19 protein-coding genes and 1 other RNA gene are annotated in these 22,782 nt (G+C 44.1%); 6 read left to right on the top strand and 14 right to left on the bottom strand.

Annotation, left to right across the window (positions count from 1 at the left end; genetic code table 11):
• Positions 1 to 34 precede the first annotated feature (34 nt).
• The 5 genes from ruvB to B4240_RS09825 all read right to left on the bottom strand — a co-directional run bounded on the left by ruvB (position 35) and on the right by B4240_RS09825 (position 5,450).
• Positions 35 to 1,015, bottom strand: a complete 981-nt coding sequence (gene ruvB, locus B4240_RS09805; RefSeq protein WP_296238915.1) for a Holliday junction branch migration DNA helicase RuvB — start codon at positions 1,013 to 1,015, stop codon at positions 35 to 37.
• Between the two features lie 334 nt (positions 1,016 to 1,349).
• Positions 1,350 to 1,970: a Holliday junction branch migration protein RuvA gene (ruvA, locus tag B4240_RS09810; RefSeq protein WP_296238917.1), complete on the bottom strand. Its 621-nt coding sequence runs from the start codon at positions 1,968 to 1,970 to the stop codon at positions 1,350 to 1,352.
• A 102-nt stretch (positions 1,971 to 2,072) separates the two neighbouring features.
• Positions 2,073 to 3,110, bottom strand: coding sequence for a class II fructose-bisphosphate aldolase (gene fba, locus B4240_RS09815; RefSeq protein ID WP_296238794.1), 1,038 nt, complete (start codon positions 3,108 to 3,110; stop codon positions 2,073 to 2,075).
• Between the two features lie 451 nt (positions 3,111 to 3,561).
• A complete protein-coding gene (locus B4240_RS09820) occupies positions 3,562 to 3,948 on the bottom strand; it encodes a hypothetical protein (protein WP_296238796.1) in 387 nt (128 codons plus the stop codon).
• A gap of 299 nt (positions 3,949 to 4,247) precedes the next feature.
• Entirely contained in the window at positions 4,248 to 5,450 is a 1,203-nt protein-coding gene (locus B4240_RS09825; protein WP_296238798.1) for a phosphoglycerate kinase, read from the bottom strand.
• Positions 5,451 to 5,888: 438 nt separating this feature from the next.
• On the opposite strand from B4240_RS09825, the gene B4240_RS09830 reads away from it, so the two are divergent.
• Positions 5,889 to 6,218, top strand: coding sequence for a TraR/DksA family transcriptional regulator (locus tag B4240_RS09830; protein WP_296238800.1), 330 nt, complete (start codon positions 5,889 to 5,891; stop codon positions 6,216 to 6,218).
• A 90-nt stretch (positions 6,219 to 6,308) separates the two neighbouring features.
• Here B4240_RS09830 and B4240_RS09835 read toward each other — a convergent pair whose 3' ends face one another.
• Together B4240_RS09835 and B4240_RS09840 are read right to left on the bottom strand one after the other, a co-directional pair.
• The gene (locus tag B4240_RS09835) at positions 6,309 to 6,965 is read right to left on the bottom strand and encodes a thiamine phosphate synthase (RefSeq protein WP_296238801.1); all 657 of its coding nucleotides are present in this window, start codon (positions 6,963 to 6,965) and stop codon (positions 6,309 to 6,311) included.
• Positions 6,966 to 7,045: 80 nt separating this feature from the next.
• A complete protein-coding gene (locus tag B4240_RS09840; protein WP_296238803.1) occupies positions 7,046 to 8,137 on the bottom strand; it encodes a serine hydrolase in 1,092 nt (363 codons plus the stop codon).
• A gap of 453 nt (positions 8,138 to 8,590) precedes the next feature.
• Here B4240_RS09840 and B4240_RS09845 point away from each other — a divergent pair, with 453 nt between their 5' ends.
• The 3 genes from B4240_RS09845 (at position 8,591) to B4240_RS09855 (ending at position 13,058) form a co-directional block, all read left to right on the top strand.
• The gene (locus tag B4240_RS09845; protein ID WP_296238805.1) at positions 8,591 to 9,226 is read left to right on the top strand and encodes a response regulator; all 636 of its coding nucleotides are present in this window, start codon (positions 8,591 to 8,593) and stop codon (positions 9,224 to 9,226) included.
• 115 nt (positions 9,227 to 9,341) lie between these two features.
• Positions 9,342 to 11,177: a sensor histidine kinase gene (locus B4240_RS09850; RefSeq protein WP_296238807.1), complete on the top strand. Its 1,836-nt coding sequence runs from the start codon at positions 9,342 to 9,344 to the stop codon at positions 11,175 to 11,177.
• 120 nt (positions 11,178 to 11,297) lie between these two features.
• A complete protein-coding gene (locus tag B4240_RS09855) occupies positions 11,298 to 13,058 on the top strand; it encodes a sigma 54-interacting transcriptional regulator (protein WP_296238809.1) in 1,761 nt (586 codons plus the stop codon).
• Positions 13,059 to 13,125: 67 nt separating this feature from the next.
• On the opposite strand, the gene B4240_RS09860 is transcribed toward B4240_RS09855, so the two are convergent.
• Both B4240_RS09860 and gpmI read right to left on the bottom strand, forming a co-directional pair.
• Positions 13,126 to 14,685, bottom strand: a complete 1,560-nt coding sequence (locus tag B4240_RS09860; RefSeq protein WP_296238811.1) for a S41 family peptidase — start codon at positions 14,683 to 14,685, stop codon at positions 13,126 to 13,128.
• A 352-nt stretch (positions 14,686 to 15,037) separates the two neighbouring features.
• Positions 15,038 to 16,696: a 2,3-bisphosphoglycerate-independent phosphoglycerate mutase gene (gene gpmI / locus B4240_RS09865; protein WP_296238813.1), complete on the bottom strand. Its 1,659-nt coding sequence runs from the start codon at positions 16,694 to 16,696 to the stop codon at positions 15,038 to 15,040.
• Between the two features lie 261 nt (positions 16,697 to 16,957).
• Between gpmI and ssrS the strand changes: the two genes are divergently transcribed.
• A non-coding RNA gene (gene ssrS, locus B4240_RS09870) (6S RNA) lies at positions 16,958 to 17,153 on the top strand.
• A 145-nt stretch (positions 17,154 to 17,298) separates the two neighbouring features.
• Here the strand turns inward: ssrS and B4240_RS09875 are convergent.
• Positions 17,299 to 17,919, bottom strand: coding sequence for an FxsA family protein (locus B4240_RS09875; protein WP_296238815.1), 621 nt, complete (start codon positions 17,917 to 17,919; stop codon positions 17,299 to 17,301).
• A gap of 153 nt (positions 17,920 to 18,072) precedes the next feature.
• Between B4240_RS09875 and ruvC the strand changes: the two genes are divergently transcribed.
• Entirely contained in the window at positions 18,073 to 18,657 is a 585-nt protein-coding gene (gene ruvC / locus B4240_RS09880) for a crossover junction endodeoxyribonuclease RuvC (RefSeq protein WP_296238817.1), read from the top strand.
• 154 nt (positions 18,658 to 18,811) lie between these two features.
• On the opposite strand, the gene B4240_RS09885 is transcribed toward ruvC, so the two are convergent.
• From B4240_RS09885 to B4240_RS09900, 4 genes are all read right to left on the bottom strand, one after another.
• Positions 18,812 to 19,858 carry an META domain-containing protein gene (locus tag B4240_RS09885; RefSeq protein ID WP_296238819.1) on the bottom strand — a complete coding sequence of 349 codons (1,047 nt, stop codon included), beginning with the start codon at positions 19,856 to 19,858 and terminating at the stop codon, positions 18,812 to 18,814.
• Positions 19,859 to 20,143: 285 nt separating this feature from the next.
• The gene (locus B4240_RS09890) at positions 20,144 to 20,806 is read right to left on the bottom strand and encodes a glutathione S-transferase family protein (RefSeq protein WP_296238820.1); all 663 of its coding nucleotides are present in this window, start codon (positions 20,804 to 20,806) and stop codon (positions 20,144 to 20,146) included.
• 275 nt (positions 20,807 to 21,081) lie between these two features.
• Positions 21,082 to 21,720 carry a peroxiredoxin gene (locus tag B4240_RS09895; protein ID WP_296238822.1) on the bottom strand — a complete coding sequence of 213 codons (639 nt, stop codon included), beginning with the start codon at positions 21,718 to 21,720 and terminating at the stop codon, positions 21,082 to 21,084.
• A 307-nt stretch (positions 21,721 to 22,027) separates the two neighbouring features.
• Positions 22,028 to 22,777 (bottom strand): phospholipase D family protein, encoded by a 750-nt coding sequence (locus B4240_RS09900; protein ID WP_296238824.1) that lies wholly within the window; start codon positions 22,775 to 22,777, stop codon positions 22,028 to 22,030.
• Between the last annotated feature and the right edge of the window lie 5 nt (positions 22,778 to 22,782).

The following is a 22,782-nucleotide window of genomic DNA, read 5'->3' on the forward strand; positions in this document are numbered from 1 at the left end:
TTGCATTCTTATTTTCTAAGATTTTGATTTCAAACTATAACATTTGGTCGATCGCCATTTGCGTCAAAACGCGACCGCGCGCTGTCCGCAGCACATAACCTTGCTGAATAAGATATGGCTCAATCACATCCTCAAGCGTACCGCGATCCTCAGCCATCGCCGCTGCAATCGCTTCGACGCCTGCCGGACCACCATCAAAGCGCTCATGCAATATCTCGATATAACGTCTGTCTAAATGATCAAGACCACGCCTATCAACGGCAAGCATATCGAGCGCACTACCTGCTATCGCGCCATTAATACTGCCATCGCCTTTGACTTCGGCATAATCGCGCACGCGGCGCAACAAACGGTTAGCAATCCTTGGCGTACCACGTGAACGGCGAGCAATCTCCACCGCGCCATCTTCACTCATCGGCACCCGCATCAGGCGCGCAGCACGGCTAACAATCGTCGTCAGATCTGCAATATTATAAAACTCTAAGCGCTGTACAATCCCAAAACGATCACGCAGTGGCGAAGTTAATAGTCCTGCTCGCGTGGTTGCGGCGACTAAGGTAAACGGTGGTAAATCAAGCTTAATAGAACGCGCCGCAGGCCCTTCACCAATCATAATGTCGAGCTGAAAATCTTCCATGGCTGGATAAAGAATTTCTTCAATCACTGGACTTAAACGGTGAATCTCATCGATAAAGAGCACATCACCCGCTTCTAAATTGGTCAGCATCGCTGCCAGATCGCCAGCGCGTTCAAGCACGGGGCCTGAGGTTGAGCGCAAATTACCGCCCATTTCGCGAGCAATGATATTAGCCAGCGTGGTTTTCCCAAGTCCCGGCGGACCAAAAATCAAGGTATGGTCTAAAGCCTCATCGCGGCCGCGAGCAGCGCCAATAAATACTTCCATCTGCTCGCGTACCACTGGTTGTCCGATGTATTCAGCCAATAACGCTGGTCGAATATTGGCATCAGGCGCATCACCGGCCCCTTCGAGCGGATTAATCAAACGATCTTGCATCATAGGTTTTATCATTTATTGAAATCATTATTTTTAAAAGACTAGGTAATAAACAGCATAACCAAACGCCGCGTATAAGTCATGCAAAACATCATAAAGCAGCGAGTCAATAAAGCACAGCCTAAAACAAAAATAAGCGACAATGACTGTCGCTTATTTGTTTAGGATTGCTGACACCATAAAGTACCGAGTTACAATCAGTTAAAAGTAAAACTGTCATAAGTTCAGAGGCGATACAGGGATAAATTTTCCTTGCTTGCTGCGTTCCCAGAGGCTGCGCAAAATTCATCCCTGTATCGCTGTAACTTTTTTAATTGAATCTACTATAACAGGCTTAAAAGCCAGATAACTGCTGCAAAGTGGCTTTTAACAGGCTTTGCGTATCGGCAAAGGTATCGCCGTTACTTTTTGCTGCCTTAATCGCTTGCTGCGCTTCTCTTTCTTTATAACCCAAACTAATCAGCGCACCTTCGACTTCAGCGATGATACTGCCTTCAGCAGAAACGGGTGCAGGCTGCAGCGCAAATTCTAAATTGCTGTTATCGACTTCGATATTTTTCAGCTTGTCTTTTAGCTCAATCAATAGACGCTGTGCGGTCTTTTTGCCAATGCCCGGAATACGGGTCAATGCAGTCTCTGACTCTTGTTCGACGTGCATTTTTAGCTCAGCGGCTGACATTGCCGATAGCATCGCCAGCGCCATTTTTGCCCCAACGCCATTAATTTTAATCAATTGACGAAAGACATCGCGCTCTTTACGATCGATAAAACCGTAGAGCAGCTGCGCGTCTTCACGCACATGAAAATGCGTCCAAATGCTCGCCTGCTCATTAAGACGCAACTGGCAAAATGACGGCAGCGGCAGCTCTATATCGTAGCCTACGCCAGAGGTGGTCATGACACAGGCAGTCGGCGCCATCAAATACTGCACCTGTCCGCTAATCAATCCAATCATCATCTACCACCTTTTATAAAATATGAATATAAAAACTGTTTATAGAACTTGCGAAAAAAAGCCGCTTTGCTGTCATTAAATCAGCATATCTGAGCAACAATTTTATTGATAAAAATCGACCATACCTTCAAGGCTAGTTGGGCGAATTTTATGCGCTTGACCAGCAGAACCAAAAGCTTCAAAACGATTGGTACAGATATCTGACATCGCAACCATAGAAGCTTTAAAGTATTTACGAGGATCAAATTCGCTTGGGTTTTCTGCTAAAAATTTACGGATAGCGCCCGTTGATGCCAAACGCAAATCAGTATCGATATTAACTTTACGTACGCCATGCTTAATCGCTTCAACGATTTGCTCGACGGGAACACCATAAGTTTCACCGATATCACCGCCGTTTTCATTGATGACTTTTAGCCATTCTTGCGGCACTGATGATGAGCCGTGCATGACTAAATGGGTGTTTGGAATACGCGCATGAATCTCTTTGACGCGCTCAATCGATAAGATATCGCCTGTCGGTGGACGGGTAAATTTATACGCGCCGTGACTGGTACCGATTGCAATAGCGAGCGCATCAACATTGGTATCTTTAACAAACTGCTCGGCTTCATCGGCACTGGTCAATAGCTGCTCATGATCAAGTACGCCTTCTGCGCCTGAGCCATCTTCTTCGCCCGCCATACCCGTTTCAAGGCTACCCAAGCAACCAATCTCGCCTTCGACAGAAACGCCGCACGCATGCGCCATCTTAACGACTTCGCGGGTCACACTGGCATTATAATTATAATCCATTGGCGTTTTGCCGTCTTCTCCGAGCGAGCCATCCATCATCACCGATGAAAAACCTAGCTGGATTGAGCGCTGGCAGATAGCCGGTGACATGCCATGGTCTTGATGCATGACGACAGGAATGTGTGGCCACTCTTCGATAGCAGCAATAATCAGATGACGCAAAAACGCAGACCCTGCATAATTACGTGCGCCCGCACTGGCTTGCACAATGACGGGTGAATCACAGGCGTCGGCCGCCATCATGATGGCTCGCATCTGCTCTAAATTGTTGACGTTAAAGGCAGGGACACCATAGCTGTGCTCAGCGGCATGATCCAAAAGTTGACGTAAAGATATTAAGGCCATAAAACGCTCTCTGATTAGATTTTAAAATAAGTACTTGTAAAAGATAGGTGATTACAAGTGTTCTATCATCGCTGCAATATTTAAGACTGCAAGACATTTAAGACTACAAGACATTTATGCAGGTAGGCAGCATGATAGAGCGGGTGGTAAAAAATGCCGCATTTTTGCTAGCAATTATTAGGCGCAGATTATAGCAAATTTTGCCTGCGCTTCGTAGCCGTTGCGCGACTATTTGTTGAGCGGACGGGTTTGGAGAGACTGATTACTTATGGCATGTTTTAGCTTTTCAATTGTTAAAACGCAAAAAGCCTTGGCAATTACCAAAGCTTTTTATTACTTCAAGGGTTTATAAAATAGTTGTCTATCAGAGCGCTACTCATGCAAGTTAATTATTAAAATAATATAACTTAAAGTCATACAACTTAAAGTAGTATAACTGCTGCGCAACTAATTAGTACTGCTGCTCTGCTTCTACGACGTTTTCATTGGCTTTATCCTCAACAGCAGCGGCGCCATCGGCAACCACGCCAGCAGTGTTGGCAACGGCTTCATTTGCGCCTACCACAACCGCTTCACCAGCATTTTGTGTGGCTTCGCTTGCTTCCGCGCCAGCCACTTGTGCGTCATCAGAGAGCTCTTGGCCAGTAGTTTGTGCAGCTACTTCAGCATCAGCAGCAGCGGCTTCTGTTTCAGCGGCAGCCTCTTGAGTGTTGGCAGCAGCATCATCACCAGCTGACTCAGCAGCAGCCTCAGTTTTATCTTGTGTTTCTTGGCTACATGCCGTGATTGCAAAAGTACCAGCAAGTACACTAGCAAGTAACAAATGACGTTTTAACATAACAAACCTCCTGTAAATAAAGCATGCCAAATGCATGATTTGCGCTATTTTATAGAGTGCAAATTGGGCACGCAATAATAATTTTCAGTATAGAAACAAATAATTACCACTTAATAATAATTAGCGACCATCTACGCCTATTATCTTCATACTGCTACTTTCAGACTGACAAGTTAGAGATGAAAGAAAAGACAAACATGACGGTTAGCGGTCACTTTATTATTTTCATAGCCTACCCCAGATGCTCACGCTAGGTTGTACGTCTAGTGTTACTCAACTGCTGAAGTATCGTTAAAAAGTTACGCGTCAATTTGTAAGGCAGCAACAGCCGGCAGCACTTTACCTTCTACAAACTCCAAAAACGCCCCGCCACCTGTTGACATGTAGCTTACCCCGTCAGCCACTTGATACTTGTCAATCGCCGCCAAAGTATCGCCGCCGCCTGCAATCGAAAAACCTTGGCTGCTCTTCACCGCATTTGCTACGATTTGAGTACCTTGGCCAAAAGCATCGACTTCAAAAACACCGACTGGCCCATTCCATAAAATGGTTTTTGCCTTGATGATAGCATCAGCCAATTGCTCAGCACTTTGTGGCGCGATGTCTAATATCATGTCATTCTCGCCAATCGCATCGACAGACTTAATGGTAGCGGCCGCTTCTTGTAGCGAGCCAGTAAAATCTGCAAAATCAATCTCACCTTTATCGACAACAACGACATACTCGGGCAATAAAATCTCAGTTTTACCCATAATATCGCGCGCTGTATCTATGAGTTCCGCTTCATATAGTGAGGCGCCAACGCTATGACCCTGCGCCGCTAAGAAAGTATTGGCAATACCGCCGCCAACGATAATTTGCGAGCATACTTCAGCCAAACTGTGTAGTACTTCAAGTTTGGTCGAGACTTTTGAGCCACCAACAATTGCAAGCATGGGCTGGGCTGGCGTTTCAAGCGCAAGGCTTAACGCATCAAGCTCGGCCGCCAATAAAGGTCCAGCGCAAGCGACTTTGCCCGCTTGCTGCATGGCTTGGGTCACGCCTTCCGTGGACGCTTGCGCGCGGTGCGCCGTACCAAACGCATCCATGACAAAAACATCGCATAAATCCGCATATTTCTGCGCCAGCGCTGCATCATTTTTCTTCTCGCCTTTATTAAAACGCACGTTTTCTAGTAGGACGACCTCGCCTGCATTGATTGCCACGCCCTCAGCCAGATAGTCATTGTTTAAGCATACCGGCGCTTGTAATTTGTCGCTTAAATAGTCAGCAACTGGTGCAAGCGAATAGATGGCCTCAAGACTACCTTCCGTCGGACGACCGAGGTGTGAGCACACAATCACCGCCGCGCCTTTTTCTAGCGCCATTTTAATGGTAGGCAAACTGGCTTGCAGGCGCGCATCGCTTGCGACTTTACCGTCTTTAACAGGCACATTTAAGTCTTCACGAATCAACACCACTTTATCCGTTAAGTCCAGCTCACTCATACGCAAAAAATTCATTACCTGCTCCTATGCATCATCTATGGTTAATCTACAATATGGCTGTTTGCTAACTGCTAAACATTTTTATTAATTAGTCATTTTAAAACGTATGTTATGGTTCATTCTCGCGCTTGGTGTTATAAAACTGTCCAAGCAAGAATTTAAAGCGGTGTATTCTAGCAGTTTTTAGTAAGCACTCATAAACAACCTACGATAAATTTTGCTCAATAGCCTTTATTACTAAAAAATGGCCTAAATTTCTATCATAAGCGGTAACTTTAAAAATCAGTAACATTTCGTGGTGGTACTTCATCGTTAGGCTGTTTATGATGCAATAAGTGTTTATGCTAAGCGCCGCCTTTTATAACAAAGCGGCCAGTTATAATAACCAGCTATAATAACCAGTTATAATAAATAATAACCCTAACAATAAAAATAACCCATTAGGAGAAACCTATGAGTATCGATATTGACGCTGCCAAACAAGACCTATTAAACCTAAAAGAAGAGTATGAAACCCGAATTGATAAAATCGAAGATCATATTCAAAATCCACCAGATGACCTCAATGAACATTGGGAAGATCAAGCCATCTCATACCGTCAGAATGATATGCGCGCAAGTTTGATGGATGAGGCGCGCCAAAGCCTCATTTATGTCGAAAATGCGCTAAGCCGTATTGAAAACGGCACCTACGGCGAATGCGAAGTATGTGGCAAACAAATCGAAGAGCAACGCCTAAAAGCTCTGCCCTACGCGACTTTATGTATGAAACATGCCGAATAACGTTGCAGCGCTGTTCAAATAAAGGCTACTTAAATAAACACGATTTCAAAAATGTCATTATTTTAAATTGAACTCTTATTCAGCAGGCACTTACCAATTGCTAAGCGCCTGCTGCCATTGCTGACAACGCGCGGCAATTTGCTGCACGGGCAAATCCATAATATCGCCGACGACCGCCACATAAGCAATTGGCAATCCTGCGAGCTCGGTTATATTCTCTGCCGTTAATCCCCCTATGACGCAAATATCAATCCCTTGCTGACAGCCATCTATGAGCTGCTGGCGAGATATGGTATTGGCATTGGGTTTGGTTTTTGAAGCAAAAATAGCGCCCATCGCGGCATAGCTTGCGCCCGCGTTTTTTGCTTTTTTAACCAGCGCTACATCGCCATGACAAGTACGACCAATCATTTGATTAGGCGCCAGACGACGTCTAGCATCAGCAATTTCACCATCTTGCTGACCTAAATGCACACCGACACCCAGTTTTTCGGCAAGTTTACTATCGTCGTTGATGACGACGGGGACATTATAGGTTTTGGCTAAGCGGGCGATTTGCTGTGCTTCCTCATAAAGCTTTGCTTTGCCATTTGCCGATTGTAAGGTTTTTTTGCGACGGATTTGCAATAGCGCTATCAACCCTGTCGCCAATGCTGCCCTTAATTTGGCATATAAAATGGTAAACTCATCGTCATTGGTGAGTAAGTATAGCTTGGGCGCTGACGTGACAGTCGATGCTTGAATCATGTTGATTTCCTAAATTTAACACAATAAAAAAGCTGTTATATCGTATAACAGCCTTTTTTCACAAAACTAAAACTGCAACCTTACACCGTACGGCGAGTCGCCAAACTGTTTAAAATGTTTTTAGCATCGCCCCAACGCGTCGCTGAGCTGTTTGCGCCCAAAATCACGATAATCGCAGGACGATTATTGACGCGCGTTTCCATCACCACACAACGACCTGCTTCATTGATAAAGCCGGTTTTTGAGATACCGATTGGATAATCGCCCGAACGAACCAAGCTGCTGGTGTTATTGGCTTTATAAGTGCGGTTACCGCTTGAGTAGTTAGAAACATAAAAATCATAGCTTTTGGTGGTAGAAAAACGACGAATCACGTCATAGTTACCAGCAGCGCGAACCATTTTAACCAAATCATTTGATGAAGCAACATTACGTTTATCAAGACCTGTTGGATCGCCAAAAAAGGCTGTGGTCATGCCCAAGTCTTGAGCTTTACGGTTCATTGCGCGCATAAAGGCACTGTAGCCACCTGGATAATTGCGCGCTAGGCTTTTTGCTGCTGGATTTTCTGATTTCATCAATGCCATGAGCAGCATCTCAGCACGGTTTAAACGATCACCTGACTTTAGGCGTGAGCTGGCGCGTTTTGGCCCGACGAAATCTTCTGGATCAAGGGTAATCTCTTCCCGCATATCAAGCCCAGCGTCCAATACCACCATCGCTGTCATGAGTTTAGTAATACTTGCCATTGGACGGGCAATATCAGCATCTTTTTCGTAGATGGTTTCACCTGTTTCAGCATCGATGACCGCGACACTACGCGAATCGGTGCTGATTGGAATCATACTACCGCTGTTAAAACCGCCCCGATAAGCAGTGTTGTAGCTGTTGGTATTATTAAAGCCATTATTACTACTACCAAAACTATGGGTATTCGTAATATTGGTCGCGCCATAGCCGTTGTCTACTTTTTTAATCGGCGAGCTATTGCTGCTTTTGTACATAATCTTTCGCGCTTCAGATAAGCTGTCGGCACCGCCCCAGCTTACACGAGCGCTAGATTCAGCGCTAGAACTACCATTAATGGTCAGTGCCGCTTGTGCAACACTGCCCAAACTCAATGAAATCAGAGCAGCGATTAATTGCTGTTTGGTTAATGGTAGTTGCTTCATTATGCCTCCTGCAGCCGTGCTGCTGTTAGTTAGAGAACCAGTTTAGAAAATCAGTTACATACTAACTAACATCAACCACGTACGTAGCGTTTATAGATGTGTTTGTAGATACTCACATAGAGTTTTTGTATTTTTAGTGTATCATGGTTTGCATTTAAGTTTAATCTACTAAATCAATTAGATGGCATTTTTTCATCACATTCAAATTTTACTACATTTACTTTATATTACAGCAATACTAATTAACATTAGCGCAATATAGTCTTACATTGATGCTGATAACCGCTGTATTGCAAAGTTAATATTAAAGTAGGATGCTTAATATAAGGGACTTTGTGAATGCATCCCTTTATAGTAGTTAATTTAAGCGGAATTGGCTTTTATAATAAGAAAATAAGACAGTTTGCGTTTAGCAGCGCGCCTTTATTCTGACCGATAGAAAAGAGTATGACTATGATTCGAGTATTAGTAGTAGATGATCATGATTTGGTGCGGATGGGTATTAGCCGTATGTTGGCAGATAGTGCCGATATCGAAGTCGTTGGCGAAGCAGATAGCGGTGATATGGCAATTAAACTAGCAAAACAGCTGCGTCCTGACGTGATATTGCTCGATGTCAATATGCCAAACATTGGCGGCCTAGAAGCAACCAAACGCCTTATTCAGCTTGACATGGGCTTTAAGATTTTGGCCGTCAGCAGCATGTCAGCGCAGCCTTATCCTTCGATGCTTATTAAAGCGGGCGTCAATGGCTACATCACTAAAGGGACGCCACTGGATGAGATGATTCGCGCGGTAAAAAAAGTCTATCAAGGCGGGCGTTATTTTAGCCAAGACGTGGTCGAGCAGTTGGCAGATGTGCTGTTATCTGATAACGCCAGCTCACCGTTTGACTTATTAAGTGATCGCGAAAAACAGGTTGCGATGATGGTGGTAAACTGCCAAAGTCCACAGCAAATCGCCGACCAACTATTTGTCAGCGTCAAAACCATCAATACCTATCGTTATCGTATTTATGAAAAAGTTGGCGTCGATAGCGATGTGAAATTGACTCATTTGGCCATTCGTCATGGTCTTATTCAACCGTAAGTCGCTAAGCGCGTTAAGCCCTTCTCCGTTTATTCCGGTCAATTTATAAAGCCTTTAAAGCCTGTGAAAACTTTAACGCTTACGAAATCTTAAAGCCTATGAAATCCTAAAGCCTATGAAATCTCTGCACTCTGCGTCGTCGTCAAAACCTATGAAATCTGCTAGGAGCATCATAGCGACTGTTACTCACTATTTACAGCGCGACGAGACCTTACCTCTGCCGCAGCTGCGCAGGTTGGGGCTGATTTATAGCAGCTATCGCTTTATCGTTAGCCTGTTTTCTATGCTGATGGTCTATATCACGGCGCGCGCAAGCGATGGCTCATCATTGCCGAGCTTTTTGCAGCAAACCGCGCTCAGTTTTTATGTCCTGCTAAGCCTAATCTTACTGGGATTATTTTATGTGGTGACAAAGCATTTGCGGCGGCAGTTGGCTTTTGGTTTGGCAGTAGATGTCATCATTTTAAGCTTACTGCTTTATACCGCTGGGGCACCCGATTTGCAGTTGACTATGCTCTATATGGTGGTGGTTGCCGCAAGCTTTATGCTGCTGCACAGCTCGCAAGCGCTCATTATCACGTTGCTGGCGATTATCTTTGTTATCTACCAACAGTTTTTTTATGCCATTGCCAATAGCATGAGTTTGGCAAATTTGGGTGATGCGCTCCTGATGTCAGCCAGTTTTTTGGCAGTTGGTGGTTTAAGTTGGACTATCTCGCAGCGCTTGGTACAAGCCGAAAAAGTAGCCGCAAGCCACGCCAAAGAAGTCAAACGCTTAAACGTCATCAATCAAGAAGTCATCGCGCAAATGGCCAATGGGGTCATCGTCATGGATTGCGAGCAGGTGGTTTTAGCCAACCTTGCCGCCCATCAGCTGCTTAGCATTCCAAATCCTTCGGTGTTGATACTAACAGAAAATCTCGATACCAACAGCACGTTAAGCAGCTCGCCAAATGACGGCGTCGAAAACACTGCAAATCATATCGATAATAAACTGCTATCGGACTTTCAGCAGCAGCTTCGCGAGCAACATTTGCAGCTTTTTGAAGCCTGCTTATCCATAGAGACTGGGCAATCTCGCACCTTTATTTATGAGTTACCCGCTGTTGCCAATGCCTCCGTCTTCGGTAAGCTGCGTGTCGAAATCATCCCGTTAAAAGATGATAGCAAACTAATCATTCTAGAAGATTTGCGCCGTGAACAAGCCGGTGCCCAGCAATTAAAACTGGCCTCTCTAGGGCAGCTGACCGCCAGCATTGCCCACGAGATAAGAAATCCTTTAGCCGCTATCTCGCAAGCCAGTCAATTATTAATAGAAGATATCGAAGAAAGCCAGACAGCAGACAATGAGGCGAGCGTAAATAATGACATGGCTGGCAACCATGAGCTTTATAAAATGATATTTACGCAAACAAAACGCGTCAATCGTATTATAGAAGACGTTTTAAAACTGTCGCGCCAGCAGACCGCCAATAAGCAAATGATTGACCTTGCTGACTGGATGCCAACCTTTTTGGCAAACTATTTTCAAGGCCACGATGTTTTTTTACGCATGAAGACGCAGCCGACCATCTCGTTCGACCCGCATCAGTTAGAGCAAGTTTTTATTAATTTAATCAATAATGGCTTACGTTATAGCAGCTATGCTCACCCTCATGCTGTTGTGGAAATCGAGATTTATTGTGCCGATAACGATGTTATAATTGATGTATTAGATGATGGCACGGGCGTTAGTAGCGCAGATTTAAACCACTTGTTTAATCCGTTTTTTACCACCGATAAGGCTGGTACAGGATTGGGATTATATTTATCGCAAGCATTTTGTGAGGCCAATCATGCACGCTTGCTTTATATTCCTGACCATAACAAAACCTGCTTTCGCCTGATTGCACCCGCCATTTATACTGACGTCCCTGAGAGCGCTGACGAAGCGTTTTCCGAGCAGTTGTAAAAATAATGGTAAAAATGGTAAATAGGCAGGCTTGTTATAAGCACCATTATTGATACTTTATAAACCCTGTCACGGTTATTTTTAACACCCTTGTAGTACTTGAAGACGATGAGATAATGTATGACCACAACCGCGCTAGTCGTTGATGATGAAGTAGATTTATGCCGTTTGATGCAAATCACCTTAACCAAGATGGGTATCAAAAGCGATGTGGCTTATACCTTGTCACAAGCAAAATCCTATTGGCAAGAAAATGACTATGATTTTTGCTTAACCGATTTAAAGTTGCCTGACGGTTCGGGATTAGAATTGGTCAAGCACATCAGCGCCAGCTCGAGTACGCCCATCGCGGTGATTACGGCGCACGGCAGTATGGATTTGGCCATTGAAGCGTTAAAACTGGGCGCTTTTGATTTTGTTAATAAACCGCTTGAGCTGCCACGTCTGCGTCAATTGGTCGAAAACGCCCTCAAGGTTATTCACCAAGATAATACTGCCAAGTCCACCCCTGAGCGCTCACCTGAGCAGGAGATGCTCGATAGCCGTCTGATTGGCGACTCCGCGGTGATGCATCCGCTAAAAAATACCATTTTAAAATTGGCACGTTCGCAAGCGCCGGTTTTTTTATCGGGCGCGTCAGGGACAGGTAAAGAGGTGGTTGCGCGCTTGATTCATGATTTAAGCCCGCGCCGAGATGGCAGCTTTGTGCCAGTCAACTGCGGCGCGATACCATCAGAGCTCATGGAATCAGAATTTTTTGGTCACAAAAAAGGCAGCTTTACCGGCGCTGTGGCCGATAAACAAGGGCTGTTTCAACAGGCCAATGGCGGCACGCTTTTTTTAGATGAGGTCGCCGACTTGCCGTTAGCCATGCAAGTTAAATTACTCCGCGCTATCCAAGAAAAAACCGTGCGAGCAATCGGCGATACCAAAGAAATACCGGTCGATATACGCATTTTATCAGCGACGCATAAAGATTTAAATCAGCTGGTACAGGCAGGAAGCTTTCGCCAAGATTTGTACTACCGCATTAATGTCATTGAGCTTAAACTGCCAACGCTAAATGCGCGGCGTGATGATATCCCGGTCTTAGCCAAGCACTTTTTGAGCCTGATTGCGGATGAATGGCAACTAGAGGCGCCGCCAACGCTGACTGACGATGCTTGTGCGCGCCTGCAACACCATGACTTTGCCGGTAACGTTCGCGAATTACGTAACGTCCTTGAGCGTGCAGTCACCTTAGCAGAGACGTCTACTATCGATGCCAGTCATTTAGGTTTGCCTGATTTAGATAACCATCAAAACTTAGATAACCGTCAATTAAACCAACAATTAAACCATCAAGAAGCCATCACTCCAGTAAGCCAAAATATCAGCGCCAAACCAGCGACCACCTCTACCGTTTCTCCTTTAGATAAAAAAGAGAATCTAGTAGCGGAAACGACAAAAGACAACTCAGTAAAGGACCATGTAGCAACAGAGAGCGTGCAGCAAGCGAAAACCAATATACATCCTTATCGCACCACTACTCAGCACTATCCTTCAATGACCGCGCCTTCAATGACGGCGCGCGCAGTGCCCAGTACTGTAGAAAAAACTGCTAAACCCGCATCTAACGCTCTACCAGAACCGTTAAGAAACGACGCTGATAAGCAAGAAGCATTAAAACAGCCCATAAATAAAGAAAATGGTGCCACTGGTCAATTACCAGCTCAAGGATTAGAACACTATCTGCAAGAACAAGAAAGACGGCTTATTATAACGGCGCTTAAGCAAACGGGCTGGAATAAGACCCAAGCGGCCGAACTATTAGGCACGACTTTTCGTTCTCTGCGCTATCGTATGACAAAACTAGAGATTGCTGAAGATCAGGCTGAGTAGTAAACGTTCATTTCCGCTAAAGCGATGCTTTAATTAACGCTAAGCCTCAATTTAAACGCTATCTAAATTAAGGCTTGTCTTTGGCAGTCGGTTTATCAATCACATGATCGATAACCGTATTGTTTTGAGAGGCTTTATTTTTAGTGTTTCTGCCATCTCGATTGGCACTGCTTGCCGCTTGGGCCTTACGGACAAAGCGGATACCCGACGGCAGTGCCTGCTGCTTGAGTAAATCAAGCGCCTGCTGCTCCCACGTGCTCTCATTATCGGGTAAAATCATATCAGGCTCTACCCCAACCCCGTCGATTTTTTTGCCCAAGGCAGTCATATAATTGGCAACGGTAAGCTTAACCGCCTGCTCGTCATTAAGCGGTATAACGGACTGGACGGAGCCTTTACCGTAACTGACTTCACCCAAGATAGTCGCGCGCTTTTGCGCTTGCAAACTGCTGGCTAATACTTCCGCAGCTGAAGCGGAATAACGATTTTGTAATACTACGACTGGCAGGGCTTCTAATAACGCTGCACCTTGGGTCGATAAGGTGCGCGAATTACTTTGGCGACCTTTTACTTGTACCACATCAGTATCAGTCATAAACAAGCTAGCAACGCTCACGGCCGATGCCAACACCCCACCTGGATTATCCCGTAAGTCCAATAAGATTCCTGAGACAGGCGCGTCCAAATCAATCAATCCTTGCAAAAGCTTTTCGCGGCTATTGTTTTGAAACGCGGGCAATCTAATAATCGCCATACCATCGACCAGCCGAGTTTCAATGATTTGTGGATGATTGTGATTGCGCTGTAAAGTCGTAGTATGCTTACGGCGACCGGCCTTTGATGTCACCACATCTACTTGCGTGCCCGCAATGCCCGTTAACAGCTGCTCGATATCATTACTTTCTTCTTCCTCGCCAAGTTTAAACTCATCCACCTGATGCAAATAATCGCCAACGGCAATGCCTTTTTTATCGGCAGGTGAGCCATCAATTACCTCAGTAATCACCCAATAACCCTGTTTTGGATCATACTGCACCTTGATACCAATATCACCGACGTCGCCTTCGGTAAAAGCGCGTAGATTCTCATAGGCCTCTGCATCCAAAAACTCAGCATGGCTATCGAGCTTGGTCAACATACCACTCATGGCATTGTTAAACAGCTCCTCATCATTCACCGTATCGACATATTCGCGGCGCACCAAATCAATGACAGCGACAAAGGTTTTTAGCGTTTCAGGCGCAATCGCTTTTAAAGATACCTGCGCGACTTCTGCTGGAATATCTGTATTTATAGTGCCTGATTCATTATTCAACGCGCTTTCATCAGCGATGGCATCTATTGAGTCATCGACTTGATCGGCAGACTCCAGCACCTCTGCAATATCTGATAAATCGTCCGCGCCATTATTTACTGGCACATCATCGGCATTAAGACTGATTAACTGTACGCTTGCGGTAGGATTTTTGCCAGTATGACTAATCTTATCATTATTATTGATAGCAGCTTGTGATGACACACTCACGGCGCTCAAACCCAGTAAGCTGGTCATAAGCACTGGCTTTAATAACTGAGGACTCATAAAGGTAACGCTAAAAGTTTTAGAACGAGCAGATAGTGGCATCATGAGGTTCTCCAATCTTTTAGACAGTAATAAGGATAAAGAGCGGGTCGGGCGCATAAAAAAAATCACTCAAAAAATTGGTTTGGTTTTTATTTTTATCACTTTTTAGATATATAACGTTATTATATGGCTGTTTACAATTATAAAGTTATTCGTTAATAATATCGTCTAAAATACCATCAAGCTGCTAACGACGACTAGGACAATATTGCAAATAACTTTGGCAATATGTATCAGGCAAAATGTATTGAGAGCATGGCAGCAAAAACATTGAAAAAAACACATAAAAAAAGGAAAGATAGGCTATATCCTCCCCTTCTTTACAAAAATTAGCTAACAACATTAAATGACTGACTTACGATGCTGGAACCAGTAAGTTTTCACCAGTCATCTCATCTGGCTTGTCTACTTGCATCAACGCCAAAATAGTTGGCGCGATATCACTGAGCTTACCGCCGCTACGGACTTTTACGGCTTGCTCACCAATATAAATCAATGGTACGAGCTCAGTAGTATGCTGCGTATGTACCTGCCCGCTTTCGTAGTCTTGCATCTGCTCACAGTTACCATGGTCAGCGGTGATAAGCATATCGCCGCCCGCAGCGCGTACCGCTTTCTCTACGCGTCCAATGCACACGTCTAATGCTTCTACCGCTTTAACCGCTGCATCAAAGATACCTGTATGTCCGACCATATCGCCATTGGCGTAGTTGACCACGAGCACGTCGTATTTACCCGACTCAATAGCCGCTACCAATTCATCGGTCACTTCAGGTGCGCTCATTTCTGGCTTTAAATCATAAGTGGCGACATCAGGCGATGGCACTAAAATACGCGTTTCGCCGTTATATTCTTCCTCACGGCCGCCGCTAAAGAAAAAGGTCACATGCGCGTATTTTTCAGTTTCAGCGATACGTAGCTGGGTTTTGCCTATATTTTGCAAATATTCGCCAAGCGTATTGGTTAAGGAAGTCGGATAATAAGCAATGCTGGTTTTTGAATTGTCTGCTAGCACGTCAGAATACTTCGTCAACATCACAAACGCAGCAAGCTTTGGTTGTTTATGACGGGCAAAACCAGAAAACTCATGATCTGGGAGCACAAAGGCCTGCGCAAGCTCACGGGCGCGGTCGGCACGGAAATTCATAAAGATAAGTGCGTCGTTATCATCGACGGTATATGGCACTTCGTCGCGACCAATAACGGTTGTTGGATTGATAAATTCATCGGTTTCGCGGGCTTTATAAGCGGCCTGTATCGCGCCATCTGCGCGCGTTGCTAGGCGATCCGCTTTTCCTTCGGTAAGCAGCTCATAGGCTTTTTGCACGCGCTCCCAGCGATTGTCACGATCCATCGCATAATAACGCCCGATGATACTGGCAATTTGGACGCGGCCACCTTCGTAATGGTCATTGAGTTTTGCAATATGGTCACGTAAGCGGTTGATATACTTATCAGCAGACTTTGGCGGCGTATCACGGCCGTCTAAGAAACAATGCACAAAGACATTTTTAGCACCGTGTACCAATGCTGAATGACACATCGCTTCGATATGGTCTTGATGCGAGTGGACGCCGCCATCCGATAATAGCCCCATGATATGTACATTACCGCCGCGCTCATTGGCCGCTTTTACCGCATTAACCAGCGCTTCGTTCTTGTAAAACTCACGATTGGCCACTTCATTTGAAATACGGGTTGAGTCTTGATAAAGGACGCGGCCGGCGCCCAAATTCATATGCCCCACCTCTGAGTTACCAAACTGACCGTTTGGCAAACCGACATCTTCCCCTGAAGCCGATATTAAGCCATGTGGATACTGCTGATAAATCTTATCCAAATTTGGCATATTGGCGGCAGCAATCGCATTATCCTTATCGTCTTCACGATGTCCAAAACCATCTAATATCATTAAGACATGCGGCACTTTTTTATTTTGCTCGCTATCCTGTTTATTATTGAGCTGAGCCTGACTATCGTCGATAAATTCTGCTGGTTGCTGATTATTGGTCATGGATTACCGCTCCTCAAGTGAATGAACGCCTACAATGCTATATTAGCCTATAATGCTATATTGAGTTGTTTAAAGGCTCTATATTAACACACATCTCAAAATAGCTGAAAAATTGCCTCTAAGAGCCGGTAGTTAGGCGTTTGTAGCGTCTTATCTTATAAAATTATGCTTAGCACTCACCATTAATAATGCTGCAAATTAACCCTACGTATCAATCTGTAAAACGTACTTGCAATCACTCAAGTCATTGGTTAAGATAATTATATTCTGAAGTGTTGGCTAGTAGATGTATATTCCCTGAGCCGATAATGCTTTACCAGGATGTGGTACCTATTGCCTCATTGTGTATGCCTGCACCGCTTGCGGTGTATCAGGAAACCTGCAGAGGCAGTGACGCATCCGCCCTGAACTTCACGGTTCATGGGTCACCATCTTACGGCGGCACTTCGGTTGTTCCATTTGTTATTGACTGTTTTTTATTGGATTTATTTATAAATATTCGAATCAAAAAAATAGTTTTTAACCCCTAAAAAGCCCTTTTTATCATTGATAAAGGGGGCTTTTTTTATGTCCGCTTATTCGTTTACTTAACAATAAATCGATTATTCATCGTTAGCAGATTTGGTAATTTTCTTCACATCTTTAGGGACGTTTTTAGCAGTACCATCAACCGTTGTATGCTGTTTAAACACATTGCCGAATGGGTTTTGTGGCTGCTGACCAAACGGGTTTTGGTTGTTCATGCCGCCTGCGCCGCCAAATGGGTTTTGACCGCCCATGCCGCCAAACGGATTTTGGCCGCCCATTTGTCCACCCATCTGTTTTGCCATCATCTCCATCATTTTTTGCTGATTGTTCATGACGTAGTTATTGGCCAAGTCTTTAAGTTTCTTTTGTACCGGCGGCAATACCACCAATAACGCCAACAAATCACTAAGCACACCTGGAATGAGGAGCAAAATACCCGCGACCGCCATAGCCACGCTTTTAATCATGGTAGATTCTTGCGGACGCATAGCAGGGTTCATCATACCGCCAGCTTTCATTTGTTGTGCCATTGGATTGAGTGCTGCCATGCCTTTACGCACGAGAGAGATACCGATGACGGCGGCGATAATAAACCACATAAACACCCACCAACCGCTCATAAATTGAGCAAGTAAATACCACAGTAGCATCTCGATAATAAACCAAACGATGGCAATACCAACTATCTGACCCATAAAGTGTCGTCCTATAAGATAAAAGCTAAAAAATTAAGCGCCATGCAAATTAATATGGCTAACATATGATGTATATGGGGATTGATTGCTATACTATCAAACTTACGGCTGATTTTTAAGCCATAAAACAAAATGTAAGCAAGACGGAATACTATGGCAATTATTATCGGGATTGACCCGGGTTCGCGCATGACCGGTTATGGCATTGTCCAACAAACGGGCGATAAACTAACCTATATTGACGCGGGCACCATCCGTACGGATACCAAAGAGATGCCTGAACGCCTAAAGCGTATCTTTAATGGTTTGACGCGCATCACCCAGCACCATTTAAAATATAGCGATGAGCCTATTTATGCGGCTATCGAGCAAGTATTTATGGCAGAAAACCCAGACTCAGCGCTAAAGCTTGGGCAAGCTCGCGGCGCGGCGATTGCTGCAATGGTCGCCTTAGATTTGGAAGTATCAGAATATACGGCGCGTCAAATTAAACAAGCCGTTTGCGGTTATGGCGCCGCAGCAAAAGAGCAGGTACAAGAAATGGTCTGCCGCATCCTGTCTTTAGAGGTTGTACCGCAACAAGATGCCGCCGATGGACTTGCCTGCGCTATCTGTCATGCACACTCAAGCCACTCAATGAACAAGTTAATTTTAAATAGTGCCATGCGCGGTCGCGGTGCTTCGAAGAAAAAAGGCCGCTGGCGTTTGACGGAAGAAGACTTAGGAAATTTGCGTTAAAGTAAGAAGGCCTTGCAGTAATTGGTAAAGCTAACAAGCATAAAAAAAACACGCGTGCAAATGGCGCGTGTTTTTTATTTAAACTATCAGCAGTATTGTCACTATTTTTTCACAGTTACCATGAAATAGTTAACGAATCCGCTCTAACAAGTCACTAGTCTACTACGGCGCTTTCAATCACCGCGTCTAGTACATAAGCATATTCTTCATCTTCTGCACTCTCATTACCATCTAACTGATAACGCTGCAAACGTAGCACTTCATCATGCATACCATCAGGCTGATAACCATCGATTTCACCGTTAAAGGCTGTCCATTCACCTTCGCTAACCTTTATACCTTGGTCATCATAAGTAATGGGTTTTACTTGTAAGCACATCTCTGAGCTATTATCGGCGCAGGCTATTTTTTTAGCATTTACTGCCCAAAAAACGGTTTCACCTTTGCTGTTATATTTTGCTTGTGAGGTCAGTTTACCTTCCCAAATTAGCGTCGCGCCATCGCTAGTGACCTGCGTTAATATTGGCTTATTACTCTTAACAATGTTACTCTCAGAGTTGTCGTCTTTCGCGCTTTGCTCGCTAGAATCGCCATCTTTAGCATTGGCATCTTTAGCACTGCCTTCTGTCACTAATGCCAATTGACTCGCTCCTTGCATCAGCTGACTTAATTGGCTTTCCGCCTTATCAAGCTCACCGCAGGACATTTTGGTACTCATACCGTCTCCGACAGTTAAAGTCTGGCCTTGCAGCTGATAACTTGCGCTCATGGTATTGCAGCCAACGCTATAATTTAGGCTATTTTCACCTTGGTATTGGTTAAAGGATAAACGCACTTGGTCCTTGATATCTAACAACGGATTTAATGGCTGTGCATCTTTATTTTCAGCAGACATGAGTGTCCAGCGGTAACGTGACAGACGGGCTATCATTTGTTCTTCAGCGCTCATCTTATCTGTTACGGCCTCATCGTTTGTCATAGCATCAGACGCCGTAACGCTACCATCTGCACCGCTAGTATTCATACTACCCTCGTCTTGTACATCATTTGCATTGAGTCTAGAAGCATCTTGGCACGCCCCTAACGCCAAACTTGCTGCTAGGATACTGGGTAATAAAGCCAATCTAGCTAGTGAAGTAATAAAAGATGATTTTGTAGAAGACAGCGTTGCAGAAGATAGCGTTTTAGAAGACGAGGTCATAACAGTCATACCTTGTGGTTAAACTTTTCATAATCTATTTTTACAATACAAGGAGTGATTATATCCCCTTATTTAAAGCCAGTTACCTAAAGCGTAATAATTTGACTACTATAGCGCTGATGACCACTGTCGTTGTTACAAAGTGTTTAATTTTATAGATTGATAGTAACTATTTATGAGTGTTTTTCTAATTTAACAATTAAAAAAGCCTTAAGTAGCTGCCAATCACAGCGGCTACTTAAGGCTATAGAAATATACTACCAAATTTATAAAATATCGTTTAATTTACTCACTTTTATAATCAGGTTGCGCCTTTGCCATGTTCTTAATACTAAAGCGTTCATGCATCATGTGATAAAAACGGGCAAGATTTTCGCCGTGTTCATTTGGATTTACTTTTACGGCTTTGCCAAAATCTAAGCCTAAATAGAGCACGATATCGGCAAAACTTAACTGGCCACCAACCAAATACTCCTGCCCCTCTAAGGCGTTTTCAAAATACGACAGCGCTTTGACCCCGCGCGCGATGGACGGTGCCACAAACTCTGGCACTTGTTCAACACGCTGAGCCTTGGACGGATGACTGTGCTGAAACGCGAGCATAAAGTTATACAAGACTTCAAACTCAGCAATACGGCGCATCGAGCATACTTGTGCCCGCTGTACCACATCATTGCCCATCACCGAGCGCTCGCCATAGACACGGTCAAGATATTCGCACACAGCCTGTGAATCATTAAGCACCGTACCGTCATCCAAGGTTAAAACAGGGACCGTCTGCATCGGATTGATTTTGGTAAACTCAGCGGATTTTTGCTCATTAGCAGCAAAATCGATATCTACCACATCGATGTCATCCATATCGTCGACATCAATACCCTTTGAGGCTAATAAAATAAGCGCTTTACGTGGATTGGGCGCAGTACGGGTAACGTATAATTTTTTCATGACAAACTCCTTGTAAGATGGTCTCAAAAGCGGCTCAGCGCTGATAGATTTTATGATGATTATGGCATTAACGCGTATGGATAAGGTTATAGATATGCTGTTTAATAGTCATAGACTGCTTTTGCCATCATAGCAAAACCTTATCAAACGTGCTCTTTTAATAACAAAATGAACTGTAAAAAGCGAAAAAACAAAAGCCCCATAACTTGACGTTATAGGGCTCACTGCTTTTAAATAACTGCTTTAATCAACTGCATCAGTAAAACACGTTCAATTTATTTATTAGGTGCAGGGGTGGTGCGTAAATATGGCTTAACTTCGGTATGACCTTTAGGATAATTGGCGGCGATATCTTCATTTTTCACGCTTGGTGGAATGATAACGTCATCGCCTTCTTTCCAATCAACTGGCGTTGCGACATTATACTCATCAGACAATTGCATCGCATCGATAACACGGACGATTTCATCGAAGTTACGGCCACAGCTGGCTGGATAAGTCAGGGTTAAGCGTACTTTTTTGTTTGGATCAATGATAAACACACTTCTGACCGTCGCGGTATTGTCGGCATTTGGATGAATCATGTCATAAAGATCGGCCACTTTACGATCTGAATCGGCAATGATAGGGAAGTTAACAGCGGTGCCTTGGGTTTCTTCAATATCCTTTGCCCAGCCTTTGTGATCTTCTAAGCCATCGACAGATAACGCGATTGCTTTTACATTGCGCTTTTGGAACTCGCCGCCCAATGCTGCGGTACGGCCAAGCTCAGTGGTACATACTGGCGTATAATCTGCAGGATGCGAGAATAATACTACCCAGCTGTCCCCTGCCCAATCATAAAAATTAATATCACCTTCGGTGGTTGAGGCGTCAAAATTTGGTGCGGTATCACCCAAACGTAAATGTGCCATGCTTCATTCCTTATTTATGATTTATGTTAGTAATGAGCCCTGAGACCTAAAAGTATCCATGCGCTCTATTGTTATAAACGTACCTAGTTATAAATGTACCTAGCTATAAACGTACCTAGCTACCAACGTACTTGGTCAATACTACACAATAACTTAAAGTACGTCAGCTAAAATTCTCTTCCATCTTAGCAAACTGGTTATGAATGTCTTGTGATGGATTGTAATGCGCTTATGCCGTTTATTACTAAGTAATTTAACATGAGAATATGTGCTTATTGGGTGATTAAACGGCAACGCTCAAAGATTATCAGATCACCATTCCCGAGTCCCATAAGCAAAACTCGCCGAATTTACCACGTTTGCTAGTACCGCCAGCGGCGCGTCCTGCATCCGTTAATACGAGCTCGCCGTCTTGCTCTTGTAAATAGCCAACAGCGAGTAACTTATCATTTAACTCTTGTGTCTTTAAGCCTAAATCTTTGGCAAGCTTTGCAGTTGTCAGCTTCGAATAATTAGGCGTTTCGTTAGAATTAACAGTAGTTTTTGCAGCAGGGCTTTGAGATGAGGTATTAGCATTGATCGTATTGTCTGAACTACTTTCGGACTCAGTTACTTTCTCAAGCGACATACGCACTTCATCACTGATACGAATAATACGCTGGGCTTCTTCATACGTATCCGCATAGAGCTTGGCGTCTTCATTGCGGTAAATCAGTACGCCCATCTCATTATTATTGACTTGGCTAAATTCATAAAGATTTAAACTGGTAATAATGCATTCATTTTCGTTAAGGTAGCATTTGGCATGTAAATTCTTACAAAAGCTGGTACGAATAAAGGTTAAATTTTTAAGCCAATTTATTTCTTCAGGGTGCAAGTCATTTTTACCGTAAACGATTCTAATATCAATTTTTAGACGATTGCGGTCTTCTAGTAGCTCTTTAATACGCTCATTCAGCTTTAGATACGGGCTAATGATAATCAACCTGTCAGACGCATTTTTAATCAATTCTTCTAAATGATAAGTCGTGCCACTACTGTTTAAAAACTTTGCCATTTAAC

Source organism: Psychrobacter sp. UBA5136, assembly GCF_002414005.1.
Classification (GTDB): Bacteria; Pseudomonadota; Gammaproteobacteria; order Pseudomonadales; family Moraxellaceae; genus Psychrobacter.

Excerpts from the sequence above, each read along its gene's own strand:
- B4240_RS09885 (WP_296238819.1), bottom strand. The coding sequence starts at position 19,858 with ATGACCTCGTCTTCTAAAACGCTATCTTCTGCAACGCTGTCTTCTACA.
- B4240_RS09840 (WP_296238803.1), bottom strand. The coding sequence starts at position 8,137 with ATGAAGCAACTACCATTAACCAAACAGCAATTAATCGCTGCTCTGATT.
- ruvC (WP_296238817.1), top strand. The coding sequence starts at position 18,073 with ATGGCAATTATTATCGGGATTGACCCGGGTTCGCGCATGACCGGTTAT.
- B4240_RS09875 (WP_296238815.1), bottom strand. The coding sequence starts at position 17,919 with ATGGGTCAGATAGTTGGTATTGCCATCGTTTGGTTTATTATCGAGATG.
- B4240_RS09830 (WP_296238800.1), top strand. The coding sequence starts at position 5,889 with ATGAGTATCGATATTGACGCTGCCAAACAAGACCTATTAAACCTAAAA.
- B4240_RS09835 (WP_296238801.1), bottom strand. The coding sequence starts at position 6,965 with ATGATTCAAGCATCGACTGTCACGTCAGCGCCCAAGCTATACTTACTC.
- ruvB (WP_296238915.1), bottom strand. The coding sequence starts at position 1,015 with ATGCAAGATCGTTTGATTAATCCGCTCGAAGGGGCCGGTGATGCGCCT.
- gpmI (WP_296238813.1), bottom strand. The coding sequence starts at position 16,696 with ATGACCAATAATCAGCAACCAGCAGAATTTATCGACGATAGTCAGGCT.
- B4240_RS09855 (WP_296238809.1), top strand. The coding sequence starts at position 11,298 with ATGACCACAACCGCGCTAGTCGTTGATGATGAAGTAGATTTATGCCGT.
- B4240_RS09845 (WP_296238805.1), top strand. The coding sequence starts at position 8,591 with ATGATTCGAGTATTAGTAGTAGATGATCATGATTTGGTGCGGATGGGT.
- B4240_RS09900 (WP_296238824.1), bottom strand. The coding sequence starts at position 22,777 with ATGGCAAAGTTTTTAAACAGTAGTGGCACGACTTATCATTTAGAAGAA.
- B4240_RS09820 (WP_296238796.1), bottom strand. The coding sequence starts at position 3,948 with ATGTTAAAACGTCATTTGTTACTTGCTAGTGTACTTGCTGGTACTTTT.
- B4240_RS09890 (WP_296238820.1), bottom strand. The coding sequence starts at position 20,806 with ATGAAAAAATTATACGTTACCCGTACTGCGCCCAATCCACGTAAAGCG.
- ruvA (WP_296238917.1), bottom strand. The coding sequence starts at position 1,970 with ATGATTGGATTGATTAGCGGACAGGTGCAGTATTTGATGGCGCCGACT.
- fba (WP_296238794.1), bottom strand. The coding sequence starts at position 3,110 with ATGGCCTTAATATCTTTACGTCAACTTTTGGATCATGCCGCTGAGCAC.
- B4240_RS09850 (WP_296238807.1), top strand. The coding sequence starts at position 9,342 with ATGAAATCTCTGCACTCTGCGTCGTCGTCAAAACCTATGAAATCTGCT.
- B4240_RS09825 (WP_296238798.1), bottom strand. The coding sequence starts at position 5,450 with ATGAATTTTTTGCGTATGAGTGAGCTGGACTTAACGGATAAAGTGGTG.
- B4240_RS09860 (WP_296238811.1), bottom strand. The coding sequence starts at position 14,685 with ATGATGCCACTATCTGCTCGTTCTAAAACTTTTAGCGTTACCTTTATG.
- B4240_RS09895 (WP_296238822.1), bottom strand. The coding sequence starts at position 21,720 with ATGGCACATTTACGTTTGGGTGATACCGCACCAAATTTTGACGCCTCA.